17 protein-coding genes are annotated in these 18250 nt (G+C 33.7%); 16 read left to right on the top strand and 1 reads right to left on the bottom strand.

Features of this window, described 5'->3' with window-relative positions; genetic code table 11:
* Positions 1–217: 217 nt before the first annotated feature.
* The gene (locus ACW9JY_RS09555; protein ID WP_457284191.1) at positions 218–1207 is read left to right on the top strand and encodes a LacI family DNA-binding transcriptional regulator; all 990 of its coding nucleotides are present in this window, start codon (positions 218–220) and stop codon (positions 1205–1207) included.
* Between the two features lie 31 nt (positions 1208–1238).
* Positions 1239–2693: an alpha-glucosidase AglA gene (gene aglA / locus ACW9JY_RS09550; RefSeq protein ID WP_457284190.1), complete on the top strand. Its 1455-nt coding sequence runs from the start codon at positions 1239–1241 to the stop codon at positions 2691–2693.
* Positions 2694–2728: 35 nt separating this feature from the next.
* Here aglA and ACW9JY_RS09545 read toward each other — a convergent pair whose 3' ends face one another.
* A complete protein-coding gene (locus ACW9JY_RS09545) occupies positions 2729–3478 on the bottom strand; it encodes a DeoR/GlpR family DNA-binding transcription regulator (protein ID WP_457284189.1) in 750 nt (249 codons plus the stop codon).
* Between the two features lie 280 nt (positions 3479–3758).
* On the opposite strand from ACW9JY_RS09545, the gene ACW9JY_RS09540 reads away from it, so the two are divergent.
* The 14 genes from ACW9JY_RS09540 (at position 3759) to ACW9JY_RS09475 (ending at position 17980) form a co-directional block, all read left to right on the top strand.
* Positions 3759–4403 carry a class II aldolase/adducin family protein gene (locus ACW9JY_RS09540; RefSeq protein WP_457284188.1) on the top strand — a complete coding sequence of 215 codons (645 nt, stop codon included), beginning with the start codon at positions 3759–3761 and terminating at the stop codon, positions 4401–4403.
* Entirely contained in the window at positions 4403–4546 is a 144-nt protein-coding gene (locus ACW9JY_RS09535; protein ID WP_457284187.1) for a hypothetical protein, read from the top strand. The genes ACW9JY_RS09540 and ACW9JY_RS09535 overlap by 1 nt, the downstream gene beginning before the upstream one ends.
* The gene (locus tag ACW9JY_RS09530) at positions 4521–4685 is read left to right on the top strand and encodes a hypothetical protein (RefSeq protein ID WP_457284186.1); all 165 of its coding nucleotides are present in this window, start codon (positions 4521–4523) and stop codon (positions 4683–4685) included. The genes ACW9JY_RS09535 and ACW9JY_RS09530 overlap by 26 nt, the downstream gene beginning before the upstream one ends.
* A gap of 395 nt (positions 4686–5080) precedes the next feature.
* Complete coding sequence (locus ACW9JY_RS09525) at positions 5081–6055, top strand: substrate-binding domain-containing protein (RefSeq protein WP_457284185.1); 975 nt, start codon at positions 5081–5083, stop codon at positions 6053–6055.
* Positions 6056–6280: 225 nt separating this feature from the next.
* Entirely contained in the window at positions 6281–6505 is a 225-nt protein-coding gene (locus tag ACW9JY_RS09520; protein WP_457284184.1) for a hypothetical protein, read from the top strand.
* Between the two features lie 98 nt (positions 6506–6603).
* Positions 6604–8106, top strand: a complete 1503-nt coding sequence (locus tag ACW9JY_RS09515) for a sugar ABC transporter ATP-binding protein (protein WP_457284183.1) — start codon at positions 6604–6606, stop codon at positions 8104–8106.
* Entirely contained in the window at positions 8099–9097 is a 999-nt protein-coding gene (locus tag ACW9JY_RS09510) for an ABC transporter permease (RefSeq protein WP_457284182.1), read from the top strand. Before ACW9JY_RS09515 ends, ACW9JY_RS09510 begins: the two co-directional genes overlap by 8 nt.
* The gene (locus tag ACW9JY_RS09505; RefSeq protein ID WP_457284181.1) at positions 9087–10079 is read left to right on the top strand and encodes an ABC transporter permease; all 993 of its coding nucleotides are present in this window, start codon (positions 9087–9089) and stop codon (positions 10077–10079) included. Before ACW9JY_RS09510 ends, ACW9JY_RS09505 begins: the two co-directional genes overlap by 11 nt.
* 248 nt (positions 10080–10327) lie before the next feature.
* Complete coding sequence (gene xylB, locus ACW9JY_RS09500) at positions 10328–11827, top strand: xylulokinase (RefSeq protein ID WP_457284180.1); 1500 nt, start codon at positions 10328–10330, stop codon at positions 11825–11827.
* Between the two features lie 165 nt (positions 11828–11992).
* Complete coding sequence (locus ACW9JY_RS09495) at positions 11993–13279, top strand: nickel-dependent lactate racemase family protein (RefSeq protein WP_457284179.1); 1287 nt, start codon at positions 11993–11995, stop codon at positions 13277–13279.
* Between the two features lie 16 nt (positions 13280–13295).
* On the top strand, positions 13296–14087 hold the full coding sequence (locus ACW9JY_RS09490) for an electron transfer flavoprotein subunit beta/FixA family protein (protein ID WP_457284178.1): 792 nt from the start codon (positions 13296–13298) through the stop codon (positions 14085–14087).
* Entirely contained in the window at positions 14084–15085 is a 1002-nt protein-coding gene (locus ACW9JY_RS09485; RefSeq protein WP_457284177.1) for an electron transfer flavoprotein subunit alpha/FixB family protein, read from the top strand. The genes ACW9JY_RS09490 and ACW9JY_RS09485 overlap by 4 nt, the downstream gene beginning before the upstream one ends.
* Entirely contained in the window at positions 15078–16496 is a 1419-nt protein-coding gene (locus ACW9JY_RS09480; protein ID WP_457284176.1) for an FAD-binding oxidoreductase, read from the top strand. The genes ACW9JY_RS09485 and ACW9JY_RS09480 overlap by 8 nt, the downstream gene beginning before the upstream one ends.
* A gap of 17 nt (positions 16497–16513) precedes the next feature.
* Positions 16514–17980, top strand: coding sequence for a rhamnulokinase (locus tag ACW9JY_RS09475; protein ID WP_457284175.1), 1467 nt, complete (start codon positions 16514–16516; stop codon positions 17978–17980).
* The last annotated feature ends 270 nt before the right edge of the window (positions 17981–18250 follow it).

Here is an 18250-nt window from a genome sequence, read left to right as displayed (position 1 = left end):
AAGAAAAGAACTTCTTCTTTCTATATGGTACATAATTAGGTTAGCAGGGTGGTACAGTATTCGGTTAGCCATAGCATCTAGTTATCTCTAATCGGATTTGATAAAATAGTATAATTTTGATAAAATAAGAATACGTATTCAGTAAGTATTTAAAGTAATTCGAGAACTTCTTAGATAAATCGAATTCATGATTTCAAAGGAAATGGGGAAAATTTTTATGAAAACAATGAAAGAAATTGCCAAAATGGCTGGAGTTTCTCAATCAACTGTTTCAAGGGTGATAAATAATAATCCTAACGTCAATCCTGAAATCAAAAGAAAAGTTTTAGAATACATTAGAAAATACAATTATCAACCCAATAGAATGGCACGAAGCCTTGTCAAAAATAAAAGCTTTCTTATTGGAATAGTACTACCCGAATTAACGAACCCTTATTTCCCAGAAATACTAGAATCCTTAGAAGAAGAAGCAAATTACTATCATTATAACATTGTTCTGTCAATCACTTATGGTAGTCTTCAAAGAGAAAAAGAACAAATAGAAATGCTTTTAAGTAGAAGAGTTGACGGGTTGATCATAAATCCAACGGATCTGTCTCATGTTGAACATATAACTAAAATCAAATCAATCTTACCTACTGTTATATGTGCCCAAGATTTAGACGGTTTTGATTATGTAACGGTTGATCACTATTTGGCGGGAAAAATCGTTGCTAAATATCTAATAAATAAAGGACACATAAACATCGGATATATTGGATATTTAAAAGATAAAAAATTAAAGGGATTTTATGAAGAAATCATAACTAACAATTTGAATTTTAACGAAGACAATTATCTAGTGGCTCCTGAGGAGATATCTGATTTCACAAAAAGCAGTGAAAAAAAGTTATTAACAAAAATTATAGATAATAATATAACAGCAGTCTACACTATAAACGATATTATAGCAACAAAAGTGATCAATATTTTGATAAAAAATAAAATGAAAGTTCCAGACGATGTAGCGGTAGTAGGTTTTGATAACACCATAATTTGTAATTTAACAAATCCACCGTTAACTAGCATCGCACAGCCCACCCGAGAAATCGGTAGAAAAAGCGTTGATATATTACTCAAAAAAATTGAAAAAACAAATTCACACACCGACTATAATTTGGATCAAATTTTTCTACCACCTAGATTGGTGATAAGGAAATCCACATAATCAAAGAACTTACAGAGGAGGAAAAAGGTAAATGACAGCTATCAAGGTAGGAATCATTGGAGCAGGAAGTGCAGCATTTTCTTTGAGATTGGTTACTGACCTTTGTAAAACAAAGGGATTATCAGGAAGTTTAGTATCCTTAATGGATATAGACAAAGACAGATTGAACGCAGTACATATGCTTGCTAAAAAATTCGCAGAAGAGTTTGGTGCAGATTTGAGATTTGAAACTACAACAAACGTTGAAGATGCAATAAAAGACTCAAATTTTGTTGTAAATACAGCCCTTGTCGGAGGACACAGTTACTTCGAACAAGTAAGAAAAATTTCAGAAAAATACGGGTATTACAGAGGAATAGACTCACAAGAATTCAACATGGTTTCAGATTATTACACAATAAGCAATTTCAACCAATTAAAGTTCATGCACGATGTTGCAAAAGCTATTGAAAGGATATCTCCTAAGGCATGGCTTTTGCAGGCGGCAAACCCTGTCTTTGAATTAACTAATTTAATAACAAGAACGGTTCCAATAAACATGGTTGGAATATGTCATGGCCATCATGGAGTAGACCATATAATAGAAAAATTAGGCTTAGATGCAGAAAAAGTTGAATGGCAAGTAGCCGGTGTAAACCATGGAATTTGGTTAACAAAATTCATTTATGAAGGAAAAGATGCCTACCCACTAATTGATGAATTATTAGAAAAAGAGGTTAAAAACTTCAAACCCACGAATCCATTCGACGATCAACTCTCTCCGGTTGCAAAAGATATGTATGAATTCTATGGAAAAATGCCCATTGGAGACACAGTCAGGAACGGAAGTTGGAAATACCATTACAACCTTGAAACAAAGAAAAAGTGGTTTGGTGAGCCATGGGGAGGCGTTGATTCAGAGTTAGGATGGAAATGGTATCAAGACAGACAAGCAGAGATTGCATTAGCAATGCAAAAAGTTGCCAAATATTTTCAAGAGAATAAAAACGCCAAATTACTTTCAAAAGATTCACTCAACGAGATTATCTCTCAAACCAAAAACGATGTAAAAGAAGAATTCACAAAAGAAATATACAACTTGTTAGATCCTCAAAAGAAAAGCGGTGAACAACATATATTGTTAGCAAATGCCTTATTAAACGATGAAAAAGTAGACCTTGTTCTCAATTTACCAAATAACGGTACTATACCTGGCATACCAGACGATGTAGCCGTGGAGATTCCTGTGTATGCAGACAAAGATGGAATCCATCGTTATAAAATAGATCCACCACTTCCAGAAAGAATTAAAAAGATGTACCTCTACCCAAGAATCATGAGAATGGAATGGGCATTAGAAGCATTTCTAACTGGAGATAAAAAAGTACTCGAAGAATTTTTGATCAGAGATCCACGTACAAAATCTTACAACCAGGTAATAAAAGTTATCGATGAAATCCTTGCATTGCCAGGTAATGAAGAAATGAGGAAGCACTACAGCAAATAATGGTTTATTTTAAGGGGGCTAATGCCCCCCTTTATTTAATAAACAAACTTATCTGCAAAAATTTTGTATAAATCCTCGTTATAAGTGTCAGTGATAAATTTATCTATTTCTTCTATTTCAAATGTTTTCATTATTGATTTTTTACCAAACTTAGAACTGTCAACAAGCATATATATTTCATTACAATTTTCTCCAACTATCTTTTTGATACTTGCACTTTGTGGAAAATGCTCAAATGCGCCTTCTTCAAAAGAAAATGCACTACAAGAAAAAAAGGCTTTTTCTACACGGATTTCTTTCATCGTATTCTCGGGGATAACACCAGTAGTTACACCATTTTTGTTATTTAATGTTCCACCTGCAACTACAACGTTGTGAGTAGGATTTTCACAGAGTGCCAACGCGGTGTAGAGATTATGAGTTACAATGTTTAAAAACTCTTTTTTTTGAGCTATCTTCTGAGCTAAAATATAGCAAGTACTACTTGCATCTAAAAACAACGTTGACTCTCGAGTTATAAATTTTAAGGCTAACTCAGCGATTTTTTCTTTTTTATCCTGATTGAGCTTCATTCTTTCAAAAAATCGGGCTTCGGATAAACTATTTCTCCTGCTTCTTATGCCTCCGTAGAATTTCTCAATTAGTCCTTTTTTATAAAGTTCTGAAATATCTCTTCTTAAAGTTACCATAGATACATCCAACTCTCGAGCCAAATCTTCTATATTAACAGATTTTTCTCTTTCTAAAATTTCTAAAATTTTATCCTGCCTCATAACTTTTGTCACTAAAATCACTCTCCATCGATGTTTTATATAAATATTTTTAAAGAAAAATTAAAAAGTTCAAAATCATGCAAGAAATCAGATTACGGTCGATTATAACGAATTATTTGCAAATAACTCAAAAAATCTTTGATTATGTTAGTTTTGTGTTTAGTAAAATTATTGATATACTATGTTGAAATTATATCACAATATTATCATTGTGTGATCATATTTTACAAAAATATAATACTAAATTTAGAAATATCAATTCTAAAAATAAAAAAAAACAGGAGGCTACAAAATGTTAGAAGAGCAATTAAAAAAAGAAGTTGCAGAATTTGCAAAATTAGTTTGGGATAGAAAACTAACGGATGGAACAGGCGGAAATATGAGTATAAAAGATGGAGAGAAAATATATATCACTCCAACATCAACTATAAAACACTTTTTAACAGAGAAAGACATCATCACCATAGATAAAAACGGGAATAAAATCGCCGGACTCAAAGAACCTTCTTCAGAAAGAAAAATGCATATAAAAATATACGAAAAAGCAAATGATGTAAGCGCAGTTATTCATGCTCACCCAATATATGCTACCTCTTTTGCAATTACCTTTGAAAAATTACCTATAAACGCTCTTCCAGAATCTTCTTTAGTATTGGATCCAATAACCTATATACCATATCAAATGCCGGGAACCCAGGAATTTGCAGATGCCTTTAACGAAGGTTTAGAAAAAGGGTCTCGTGTATTTGTCCTTCAAAACCATGGTGTTACCGTTGCGGGAAAAGACATGAATGAAGCCTATGTAAAACTGGAAACTTTAGAATTCCTTGCTCAAGTTTCATTCATTTCTAAACTCTATTCTAATGTGAATGAAATACCAGAAGAAAAAATAGTTGCATTCAAAGAGTTTTTCAGAAGAAACAAGGAGGAGCAATGATGGATTTAACTGAGATAAAAGAAAAAATAAAAGATTTTAAAGTAGAAGTCCCCTCATGGGGGTTTGGAAAATCTGGAACAAGATTTCATGCTTTTCATATTCCTGGTGAAGGTAGGAATGTTGCTAGTACAGCTTTTAAATAATCTACAAATCTCCTATGCATATTCTTTACTAGTAGATTATGAAAAATTGAAGCAAGCTCAAGAAAGCCATGACGTTATAGAAACAGAAGAAACTTTAAAAGAAGCATACGAAACGGATGTAAGGGGAATCTTAAAATAGATGAGAAAAGAAAAAGGATTACCTGAAAATACGGCAAAATACATAAAGGAATGTTATGAGTATTGAAAGATGGTGAGGAGGTAAATATACAATATTGAAGGTATTAAAAGTTGGCAACACTGTATGTTTTAGATTTTCTAAAGTCACTAATGCATATTATATACACTTTAGAAATAGAAAAATTTTGAAAATGGGAGGTGGTTTTTATGAGGGTTAGAGAATACGATAAAATGTCTTGCTTTTCAGAGATTTGATAAAAAAGAGTTCCAAATACTAAATAAACGCACATAAGGAGAGGGGAGGTGTGTTGAAAAAATTGTTTTTTAAAACCATGATGTAATGAGTGTTTTAGAGTTTCTAAAGATAGTATACATATTATACGAGGAGGGATGAATATGAAAATTAAACTGTGGGTTGCTACTTTGTTGGTCGTGATTTTTTCTACGATGGTACTTGCCGAAGCAATGGAAATAGCTGTAGTAGTTAAAATTACTGGCATTCCGTGGTTCAATAGACTAGAAGAAGGTGTAAAAAGGGCTGCTGAGGAATTAAATGTTAATGCCTATCAAGTTGGACCAACTGAAGCAGATCCTGCCCAGCAGGTTAGGATTGTCGAAGATCTTATTGCTAAAGGAGTAGACGCCATTTGTGTGGTTCCAAATGACGCGGCTGCTATGGCTCCTGTCTTGCAAAAGGCTAGAGATAAAGGAATAGTTACGCTATCCCATGAATCTTCGCTTCAACAGATTGCTGACTGGGATATTGAGACTATTGATAACGTTGAATTTGCTAAACGTAATTTTGAAAAATTAGCTGAATTAATGGGAGGCGACGGAAAATTTGCTGTTTATGTTGGTAGCCTTACCGTTCCACAACATAACCTTTGGGCGGACGTAGGTCTTGAAATGATAAGAGAAGAATATCCAAATATGGAACTTGTAACTGAAAGGATCCCTTGTGGAGAAGATGCCAACCTTTCAAAACAGAGGACAGAGGAATTGTTGAGAAGATATCCGGATTTGGAGGGCATTGTAGGATTTGGAAGCCTCGGCCCTATTGGTGCAGCTCAGGCTTTGAGAGGAATGAAAGTGGATCCTGACCGTGTGGCGGTTGTTGGAACTGTCTTACCAGAGCATGCATACCCATATTTAAGAGAAGGATACATAGATATGGGTTTCATGTGGGATCCAGCGGATGCTGGTTATGCTTTGGTATACCTAGCAAAATATTTGGTGAGTGGTTTCCCTGTTTACGAAGGGATGACAATACCTGGACTAGGATCTGCACAAATTGATGAAGATTTGAAAGTTATTAATTTTAACAAAATACTTGAATTTACTGCTGACAACGCTTTAGATTTTGGTTTCTAAAGTTAACCCATTTAATTTAAAGCTGAAAGGGCCATCCTTTCAGCTTTTGTATATGCCCGTCATGAGTGAAAATCAACTTGTATAAGTTTACACCATCCATTTGGAAAGCGTTGAAAAGTTTTTAAATCTTCTAAAGAAAAAAGCTAGGAAGAAGCTGCTTCGTACATAATCGTTTAAGGAAAAGATAGTAAAACGTCAGTCCTCTTTGTAATCTTTGAATTTACCGTGACTCTTCTTGTTGTTGAAGAAAGAATTAAAGATAATGGGGTAAGAATCAACAACAAGATAGCTGGTATCAAAGATCCCCTCTTTGATACCTTTATAAGATTACCTTGGGAGGTCTTAAAAATGCAACAACAGTGGAAACATATAATAGAAGCTAAGAGCCTTCAAAAATTTTATAAAATGATAATAAAAACTGAAGCTTTAACTTTTAACTTTTCCACGTAAAAATTTGTTGAACCTTACAAACAAAGTAAGAAGTAAGTTGTTTTTTGTACCAAAAATACAAAAAAAAAAGAAAACAAGTACGATTGGAGGTGTTTTTTGTGCAAGAAGATGTACTTAAAATAACTAATGTAAGCAAGAACTACGATGGTGTACAAGCTCTTAAAAATATAGACTTTTCATTACACAAGAATGAAATCCATTGTCTAGTTGGTGAAAATGGTTCGGGCAAGAGCACTCTTATAAAAATTATCTCTGGTGTAGTTCAACCCGATAGTGGAACAATTACAATAAAAGACAAAACTTTTCAATCTCTAACTCCACAAGAGGCTATAGAAAAAGGAATACAAGTGATTTATCAAGATTTGTCACTATTTCCAAATCTTTCAGTTGCAGAAAATATTTTTATAACTCAATATCAAGAAAAAAAAATAAACATCGTTAATTATAAGAAGATGAAAGAACAATCTTTTGAATCTATGCATATATTAGATGTCAATATCGATCCCGATAAATTAGTTAGAGATTTACCTATCTCACAAAAGCAAGTAGTAGCAATAATGCGAGCTATCGAATCTGGAGCTGAAATAATAATTATGGATGAACCTACTGCATCCCTCTCTAAACATGAAATTGATAGGCTTTTGAATCTAATTATAAGATTAAAGAAAAAAGGTTTTACGATATTATTTGTAAGTCATAAATTAGATGAAATCAGAAAAATTTCAGAAAGAGTAACCATCTTAAGAGACGGAGAAAAAATTGGAACTTATGAAATATCTGAAATTGATGACAACAAGATGATTTATCTTATGACTGGCAAAAAATTTGATATCTCAAATAAAAGTTCAAAAAGAGAGAAAAGTAACAAACTTCTTGAAGTTAAAAACTTGACTAAAAGAAAAAATTATAAAGATATTAATTTTGAACTTTATGAGGGAGAGATCCTCGGAATTACTGGAGTCATTGGATCAGGAAGAACTGAAGTTGCACTATCAATATTTGGCATGAACACACCAGATTCAGGAGAAATAATTTTCCAAGGGGAAAAAGTAAATTTTCGATCTAATCAGGAAGCAATTAAAGCTGGAATCTCTTTAGTCCCTGAAGACAGAATTGGCGAAGGAATAATTCTTGAACAACCTATTGGAGATAATATAATTATAACCATTTTCGACAAAATTGTTAATAAAATTGGTATAATCAAAAAATGGTTGAAAGAAAACATTGTTACGGAATGGATAAAAAAAATGAAAATCAAAACCGAAAATCCTAATTATCCGGCAAAAACTCTTTCAGGTGGAAATCAGCAGAAAGTAGTTATTGCAAAATGGTTAGCCACAAATCCAAAAGTACTTATTCTCGATTGCCCGACAATTGGAATTGATATTGCTGCCAAGTATAGTATATATAAGATTATAAGGGAGTTAGCTTCAAATAATCTGGGGATTATCTTTATTTCAGATGAAGTTCCAGAAATATATAATAATTGTGACAGAATTATCGTAATGAAAAAAGGTAAAATCTTAAGAGAACTGTATCCAGATGAAACAACAGAAGAAGAATTATCACAAATAATCGTTGGTGGTGAAATAAATGTTTAAGATGAAAAGAATTCTAAAAAAGAACGAATTTTATTTAAGTTTAGTAATTTTGACGTTAATTACTTTTCTAATTATCAATACCGAAAGTTTTTTGACACCGGGAAATATCACTCAATTACTTACTAGTTACTCTTTTCTAGGAATAACGGCTGCAGGAATGCTTCTTGTTATTATTTCCGGGGGGATAGATTTATCTTTTACTGCTGTTGCTACTGTCGCTCAATATATAACAGCTCTATTCATAATAAACCATGGCGGGAATCCTATTATTTCTTTTCTGATAGGTGCCACAATAGGAACAATTCTAGGGGTTTTTAATGCCCTTCTAATATACTTTATAAAAGTTCATCCTCTTGTTGTTACAATTGCTACCCTAAATATATATAGTGGAGTTATTAGGTATTTTTCTAAAGGGAAGTGGCTATATAATTTTCCTGATTGGTGGCTTAAACCCCATGATATCTTCGTGTTTGAGAGAAATGGAGAATATATTTTTTCAATCTCGCTCCCAGTGCTCTTATTTATTTTAGCTTTTGTAATAATTGGATTACTGTTAAAGTATTCCACCATTGGTAGAATAATATATGCCATTGGAGGAAGCGAAGAATCATTAAGAAGATTAGGTTTCAACTTATTTAATATTACTATCTTTATTTATGGTTTAATGGGTTTTTTAGCTGGAATAGCCTCGGTATCTCAAATATTAATTATTCCAACTGTAGCACCAAACGCTTTCATAGGTAAGGAACTGGATGTTATAGCTGCGGTTGTTCTTGGGGGAGCCAGCATTACAGGAGGAGAAGGTTCTGCCTTAGGAACTTTTTTAGGTGTTTTATTAATTGCATTGATTTCAAATGCTATTGTTCTTCTAGGTATCTCCTCCTATTGGTATCAAGTGATTTTAGGGGCAATAATAGTAATTTCTGTTAGTATAACTGCATATAATAGCATACGAAATACTAAAAAGGGGGCAGAAATTGATGTCGACTAATAAATTTTTTAAGTTGAAAAAAATTTATAAAAAGTATCCAAATCTCTCTGTACTAAGTATACTATTTGCGACTATACTTGTTTTGTTTTCTTTTTTACTTCCAGGACAATTTTTTACATTATCAAATTTAGCCTCTATAGCTTTTCAGCTTCCAGAATTAGGTTTATTATCCCTTGCTATGGCAATTACAATGCTTAGTGGAGGAATTAATTTGTCAATAATAGCTAATGCCAATTTCTCAGGAATAATTATGGCGACTTTAATGAAGTCAATGATGACAGTAGAAGGAGATATTACTTTTGTCTTTCTCCTTTATTCAATAGTTATAGGCTTAGGAGCTTCATCTTTAGTGGGCTTTCTGAATGGAGTAATAATTGCATATATAAAAGTATCACCTATATTAGCAACTCTTGGTACCATGACTTTATTGAATGGCATTTCCACTCTTTATACAAGAGGATATGTAATATCAGGATTGCCTAAAAAAATGTTTTTTGTAGGTAATGGGGTCTTATTCGGAATTCCCTTTCCTTTCATTATTTTTATTGGCGCTTTAATTTTAGTTGACTTTTGGTTAAGAAAAGTTCCTTCTGGGTATAGCAATTATTTTATCGGGTCTAATGAAAAGGCCACACTTTTTTCAGGTATAAATACAAAAAAAGTAATTGTAAAAACTTATATTATCTCAGGTTTCCTAAGTGGACTCGCTGCTTTAATAATGATATCTAGATTCAATTCTGCGCGCGCAGGTTATGCAGAGTCTTATCTTTTATTAACAGTACTTGCATCTGTTTTGGGAGGTTTCGATCCAAAAGGAGGTTTTGGTAAAATATTGGGCTTGTTTCTATCTCTCCTCATATTGCAATTTATAGCAAGTGGATTTAACCTCCTTGGATTTAGCTCTCATTTAACCACTATTTTTTGGGGAATTATTTTAATTTCCACATTGATCCTTCAAAAATTTCAACTTAAAGTTAAATAAAAAAGATTAATAGTTAATGATATAATTGAACTTAATTTGTTCATAAATTTGTTTAAACTACTTCTTAAAAATTGAAATAAATGAAAGATTTAACAGATTTTGCTTTTTATTTGAAATAATTAAATTAATATTATATCTCAAATAGAAAAATATGTTTTTAATAAAATAAATTTATAACAAAAATTATAATTTAATTTACATAACGTAAAAGAGTTAAATATAATTTTGGTTTGAGGGAGTGATATAAATTGAAAGAAGCTGTATTATCAATTGACCTCGGCACCATGGGAGTGAAAGTTTCTGTTGTAAACTTTGAAGGGAATATTGAAAATCAAGCCTACAGAAGCTATCCTATAATAAATATGGAGCCTAATCAGGCTGAGCAAGATCCAAATTTATGGGTAAAAAGTATAAATGAGTGTTCAATCGAATTATCAGATAAGATTCCTAATCTCAATAACCGGATACAAGCAATTTCATTATGCGGCCAAATGCATACTCATGTTTATCTGGATTCAGGTGGTAATCTTTTGGGAAATGCTATCACGTGGTTAGATCAAAGGAGTTCTACAATTATAAAGAAATGGGAATCAGAGGGGATTAATGACAAATTATTTAAATATACTTGGATTAATCCTACAGCAACCTACACAGTTCCTCAATTATGCTGGGTACGCAAAAACAAAAAGGAGATGTTTAAAAAAACTCGACACATACTATTAGCCAAGGACTATATAAAATATTTGCTAACAAAAAAGATGGTGACTGATCCTTCAGACGCTTCGGGAACTGGCGTGTTTGATATTATAAAAAATAGATGGTCTTCAGAGGCTTTTGAGTTAGTTGATCTTCCAATGAACCTTTTCCCATGTGTACAACCATCAACCGCTATAATAGGAAATTTAACAAAAGAGGCTTCGAGCCTATTTAATCTACCTCCAGGAGTTCCAGTCATAAACGGTGGCTCAGATCATTCAGTTTCAGAAATTGGTGCTGGATTGTTTAAAGAAGGAAGAGTTTCCTGTATTCTTGGAACAGCTGGAGTCGTTGCGGGGTTAACCACGAAACCGATTCGCGATGAAAAAAAAAGAGTTACTTGTTGGAGTTATCCTTTGGAAGGATATTGGGATATACTTGGAATAACACAAACTGCTGCTTCAAGCCTCACATGGTTTAGAAATGCAATTGAACGAGAAAATTCTGAAGAAATTTTTAGAATATATTCCGAATTGGCTCAAAATATTTCTCCTGGTTCTGAAGGCCTAATTTTTCTGCCATATCTCATGGGAGAAAGAACACCTCATTGGGACCCAGATGCAAAAGGAGTTTTTTTTGGCTTGAAAATGAAACACAATAAAGCCCATATGATTAGAGCCATTATGGAAGGAGTCTCTTATTCGATAAAGGAATCCATGGATATTATTCGAGAGCTTGGAGTTGATACAAGTGATGTAACTGTTATGGGTGGAGGAAGTAAAAGCAGAGTATGGAACCAAATTCTATCAGATATACTTGGCAAAAAAATTGGAACATTGAAAACATCAGACACCGGAGCAATTGGTAATCTAATACTTTCAGCACTAGGAATAAACTATTTTTCCAACGTAGATGAAGCAGAAAAATTAATAATTCGTTACGATAATTATTCCCCTATTTCTGAAAACACAAAAAAATATAGTTCATATTTCGAAATATACAAGAAAATCTATCAACAAACAAAAGATTTAATGAAACGTTTGAAAGACTAAATGATTCGCGATCTAATTGAGTCTATTTTTCCTACATAATAAAAAATTTGATTCTATTCTAAATCAGTTTTACGTGCCTGAAAAGGTAGCAGATGAATTTAGAGAAAAAATGACTAAAGATATGGAAGACACAAAATTAAGAAATAACTTTGAAGGTGTGAAAAAATGAAAGTTAAAATTCCATACGGTAAAGAAGAAAAGATCTTAGATTTAGATAAAAACTTAAATGTTTCTTTGTTAAAAAAGCGGGAATTTAGAGGCTTAGGAGATCTCTTTGACATCGAGATGATAAAATCGTTAGGTCTTCCTTTTGGTACCCCTTCTCTTACAACCATAGCTAAAAGAAAAAAGGACTGCTGTATAGTTATTTCTGACACCACAAGACCTGTTCCAAATTCTCTTATTTTGCCCTATATAATCTATGATTTGAGGTTTGCTGGCATTAAAAAGGAAAATATAACAATTTTAATTGCAAATGGTTCCCATGAACCTGTTCCAGAGAGTATGTTTGAAAAATTAGTTGGTAAAGAAGTTTTGGATGAAAATATAAAAATAATTAATCACGACGCTTACGATGATAGTCAATTGAAGAAGATTGGAGAAACTTCTTCTGGTTGTCCTGCCATTGTGAATAAAAAATATTTAGAAGCGGACTTAAAAATCTGTACAGGTTTAATAGAGCCCCATTTTATGGCAGGATATTCAGGAGGAAGAAAATCAATCTGCCCAGGAATAGTTGGCATCGAAACTTTGAAGGTATTTCATGGTGTTAAGGCGATGGGAGATCCAAATTCAAAAAGTTGTCAGTTAGAAAACAATCCTGTCGATAAGATGGCTAGAGAAGTAGCTTCGATGGCTGGGTGTGATTTCATAGTAAACGTTTCTTTAAACGAGAAAAAAGAAGTTGATGGGATTTATGCAGGTGATATTTTTCAAGCTCACGAAGTAGGTTGTAGAATGGTAGCATATACTTCAATAGTAAAAATCAAAGAACCTGTGGATATAGTTATAACCTCAAATGGGGGATACCCTTTAGACCAAAACTTTTATCAAACCGTTAAAGGCTTGGTAGAAGCTTCAGAGATTCTAAAACCTGATGGAGTTATAATAATGGCTTCTAAATGTGAAAAAGGCATTGGGAAAAAAGAGTTTAAAGAATTGCTATTAGAAGTAAAAGAAAAAGGAATAAAAGAATTTTTAAAAAGCCATGATTCCCCTGAAACTTTCAAAAGTGATCAATGGGAGGTACAAAAGTTAACTCAAGTATTAGAGAAAACGAAAAACATTTTCATGTTGTCATCGTTGGATGAGGAAGAGTACAAGTATACTTTTTCAACTAAAATCAAAAGTTTAGAAGAAGGATTAAAAAACGCTTTAAAATTAAAGGGACCCAACGCTAAGATAGCGATAATTCCTCAAGGGCCCTACGTTGTTGGAAAGATAAAAAATTGAAAAGGAGCCATCTTTAATGGAAATATGCGTATTAGTCAAACAAGTACCTTCCACCGACAAGGTGCAGATAGATGAGGAAACTGGAACAATGATAAGAAGTGAATTAGAATCCGAACTCAACCCATTGGACATGTACGCAGTCGAAGAAGCGGTAAGAATTAAAGAAAATACACCACAAACTAAGATAACGGTTGTGACGATGGGGCCTCCTTCGGCAGAATACGCACTAAAAGAAGCAATATCCATGGGAAGTGATGAAGGAGTATTGTTAACCGATAGAAAGTTTGCTGGAGCAGACACCTTAGCAACCGCTTATACGTTGACTCAATATTTAAAAGACAAGCAATACGACATAATATTCGCCGGTGAAAGAGCAACAGACGGGGAAACAGGTCAAGTAGGACCATCCGTTGGAACACAGTTAGATATCCCTATACTAACCTATGTCAACAAGATAATTAACATTACAAACGATACGATAACCGTTCAAAGGGCTGTAGAAGGTGGAAACGAAATCATCCAAACTCAGTTACCGGCTTTAATAACGGTTGTGAAAGAGATAAACGAACCGAGATTACCGAATTTAGAAAACAAACTAAAAGCTAAGAAGAGTATTATAAAAATAGTGAGCAACCAAGAGTTAAAAATAGAGGAAGAAAAGTTAGGACTTAAAGGATCTCCAACAAGGGTTGTAAAGGTATTCTATCCAAAGATATCAAGAAATGGAGAAAAAGTAGTGGTAAAAACTCCACAAGAAGCTCTAGAAAAAATAACAAACTTTCTAAAAGAAAAAGGCGTGATATCATGAATCAAGAATACAAAGGCGTATGGACGATAGCGGAGGTACGTGAAGGAAAAATAGAAACAGTATCGTACGAATTACTAGCATGGGGAAAGGACTTAGCCACAAAATTGAACGTTGAACTATCAAGTGTAGTAATATCAAACAAAGTGGAAAATTTGGATAGCCTTATTCACCATGGGGCTGACAACGTGTACTATGTTGAAAATGAAAAACTAGAACATTTCTATCCAGATGTACACACAAATATACTTAAAAAAATGGTAGAAGATTTCAGACCTGAAATAATACTTGCATCTGCAACTACAAGGGGAAGAACTCTCATGCCCGCTCTTGCGGCAAAGTTAAATACAGGTCTAACAGCAGATTGTACAGATTTTGAAATAGAAGAAAAAACAAGATCACTGATACAGATAAGGCCTGCTATAGGCGGAAACGTGATGGCAAAGATAAAAACTATAACAAAACCACAGATGGCTACGGTAAGACCTAAATCAAAACTGCCTTTAGCTAAAGACGAAAACAGGAAAGGGAAAATAACAAAAATAGAGTACGATGAAGAACTCTATCAATCAAAATATAGATGGATAGAATTTAAAAAAGACGAAACCAGCGTACAACCACTTCAACAAGCCGATGTAATCGTTGCAGGAGGTAAAGGTTTAAAAAAACCAGAGAACTTCAAATACGTACAAAATCTATCAAAAAAATTAAAAGGTGCAGTTGGGGCGACAAGGGCGGTAGTAGATATGGGATGGATAGACTACTCTCACCAAGTGGGACTTTCCGGAAAAACTGTTAGCCCAAAACTGTACATAGCAATAGGAATATCCGGTGCGGTGCAACACATAGCTGGAATGTCGTCATCTAAATATATTATAGCGATAAACAAAGATCCAGAGGCACCGATTTTCAAGGTATCTGATCTTGGAATAGTATGTGATGCTTTGGATATACTGCCGTTGTTAGAAAAAGAAATAAAATCAGGTGATCAAAATGATTGAATACAGAAAGGTAACTACCAATACCGTTGAAAAGTTGAGAAAAATATTAAAAAACGATGCACTATTGATATACGATGATACAGAAAGTCTAAAAAGTTATTCAAACGATGAATCAGGTGGAGAGTATTACGCACACATGCCAGAGGTTGTAGTAAAACCAGAAACCAAAGAGCAAATATCCCAAATAATAAAACTGGCAAACGACGAAGTGATTCCCATAACGCCAAGAGGAGCTGGCAGTGGATTGGCTGGTGCGGATATACCAATATTTGGGGGTATAGTAATATCCCTTGAGAGAATGAATAGAATAATAGAAATAGATTCAGAAAACTTAGTTGCTGTGGTTGAACCAGGTGTGGTCACTAACGATCTATGTAGAATTGTATCAGAAAAGGGATTATACTATGCAGGATATCCTATGAGTGTAGAAACAAGTTTCATTGGAGGTAACGTTGCTACCAATGCAGGTGGAAGTAAGGTAATAAAATATGGGAACACAGCTCATCATATATTGGGATTAGAGGTAGTGATGCCTGACGGCGAGATAGTAGAATATGGAGGAAAAAGAAGAAAGGATTCAAGTGGTTACAACCTATTACAACTTTTCATTGGCTCAGAAGGAACGCTCGGAATATTCACAAAGATATACGTAAATCTCATACCTCAACCAGGAAAAGTCGTTGACCTGCTGGTTCCCTTTGAAAGTGTAGAAAAGGCTATAAGCAATGTCGCACCATTAATGGTCGAGACAAAGAGTTTACCCTCAGGAATAGAATTTATAGACAAGAAATCCATTTACTATGCTTCAAAATACACGGGAATGAAATTACCATACCAGGACGAGGTAGAATCTTATCTCATAGTTCAATACGAGGCAACAAGCTTACAAGAGATTGAAGAATTGTATGAAAAAGGTGGAAAGGCCTTACAAAAAAACGGAGCAAAAGATGTATTCATAGCAGATAACAGAAGTAACTCTGAAAAGATATGGCGCATGAGAAGAAACTGGCTGGAAAGCTTAAAAGCTGTAGATCCATATGTACCAACTGGAGATGTGGTAGTACCAACATCTAAGATACCTGAAATGATGAAATACATTAATGAAGTATCCAACGAGTTCAAAATAGATATCCCGGTTGCAGGGCATGCAGCTGATGGTAACCTCCATCCTGCACCATTAAAACCCAAAAACCTCCCACCGAATGAATGGAAAACCTTATCGGAAGAGATCCTTGGAAAAATAGCGATGAAAGCCGCCCAAATGGGTGGAGCCATAAGTGGGGAACATGGAGTAGGGTTCATAAAAAAAGAGCTATTAAAAAAGACAAAACCAAAACAGTACAAATGGATGCAAGAGGTAAAAGAAGCATTTGACCCTAATAACATCATGAACCCAGGAAAGTTATTCTAAAACATTTCAAAGAAAAGGTGATAATCTTGAAATATCTACACTTAGCTATCGATCTCGGAGCGTCAGGTGGAAAAGTAATGGCAGGTAACATACAGAATGACAAACTTATATTGAGTGAAGTGAGTCGTTTTCCAAACTCCCCAGTTGAAATAAATGGAATATCTTATTGGAACATTTTGAATCTATATGATCATATAATTGAGAGCTTTCAAATAGCTCAAAAAAATGATCAAAAGATACTATCCTTAGGAATAGACAGTTGGGGAGTGGACTTCGGACTTTTAAACGAAAATGGTTATTTAATAAACAATCCAATTCATTATAGAAATATGTTTAAAACGAACATAATGCAAGAGGCAATAGAAAAAGCTGGCAAGAAATGGATATATGAACACTCTCCAACACAGTTTCAACCGTTCAATACATTGTACCAAATATTAGCCTACCAAAAATATGCTCCAGATTTTGTCAAAATTTCAAAAGACCTGTTGATGATCCCTTCGTTATTAAATTATTTTTTAACAGGTGAAAAAGCTATTGATTTCACAATGGCTACAACTACTCAAATTTATAACCATAGAAAAAGAAAGTGGAACGAAGAAATCATGAAAAAGTTTGACATTCCTGATATATTACCTGAAATCGTCCCTGCTGGTACGAAAATTGGTAAAATAAAAAAAGATGTTTTAAATAATAATTCAAACATAGATGTTATTCTGCCAGCCAGTCATGATACTGGATCTGCCTATGCTGCAATTGCTTCAGATCCCTCAGACACCTTGTTCATTAGCTTAGGAACATGGTGCTTGACTGGTGCTATTGTTAAAGAGGTCCCCTTCAACGAAGAACTCATGGAAAACAATTTAGCCGCAGAGGGTTGTTTGGATGGATCCTTTAGAATATTGGCAAACGTTACAGGCATGTGGTTAATTCAGGGTATTATAAAAAGTCTTAACTTGCCGGATAACAGCGATACTTATCAAAAAATTACAGATATGGCACAGAATGCAAAACCATTTTCTTCTTATATCAACGTAGACGATCCTTCTTTACAAAACCCTCAAGACATGATACAGGCAATAATTCAGCAGTCTATAAAAGATAACGATACTGTTCTAAATGAAACATCTCAAGTTATAAGAACGGCATTGGAAGGGATTGCCTTCAAAGTAAACGAAGTTAAAGAAAAACTTTCAAAGATTTTGAATATTGATTTTAAAAGGGTTCATGCGGTAGGTGGAGGTACCAGGAATAAATTACTTTGTCAATTTATCGCGGATGCAACAGGACTCACTGTTTTAACTGGTCCCATCGAAGGGACCGCAGTAGGAAACTTAGTTTCCCAGTTATACGCTTTACAATTTGTTAAAAACTTTGAAGAAGCAAGGGACTTAATAAAAAGATCTTTCGACTTTCAAATTTTTGAGCCTAAAGAACATGACGTCTGGAAAGAGGCTTTTGCTTCTTTTCAAAAGAAAAAATGACATGATTAATACAACCAAAAGGCGGACACTTGTCCGCTTTTGATTTATTATGGGGGTAGATTTCGAACTTTCTCAAGAAAGTAATAAATAATGAATATTAAAAAACAAATTTGTTGTTAAAATAAACTTAATATTCCTTTATATTTTTTTATCTTAAATTCATTTAATTTTTATAAAATCAACTGTAACAAAATTTTGGTTCTCTTCCAAAAAGTGTGGGTAGAAAAAATGAAATATGAACAAATGATTAAATAATCTGGTATCATGTAA

The sequence above is a fragment of the Petrotoga sp. DB-2 genome, from assembly GCF_054051725.1.
The sequence above is the reverse complement of the archived record's forward strand: the minus strand, read 5'-3'. Positions and strand labels throughout refer to the sequence as shown.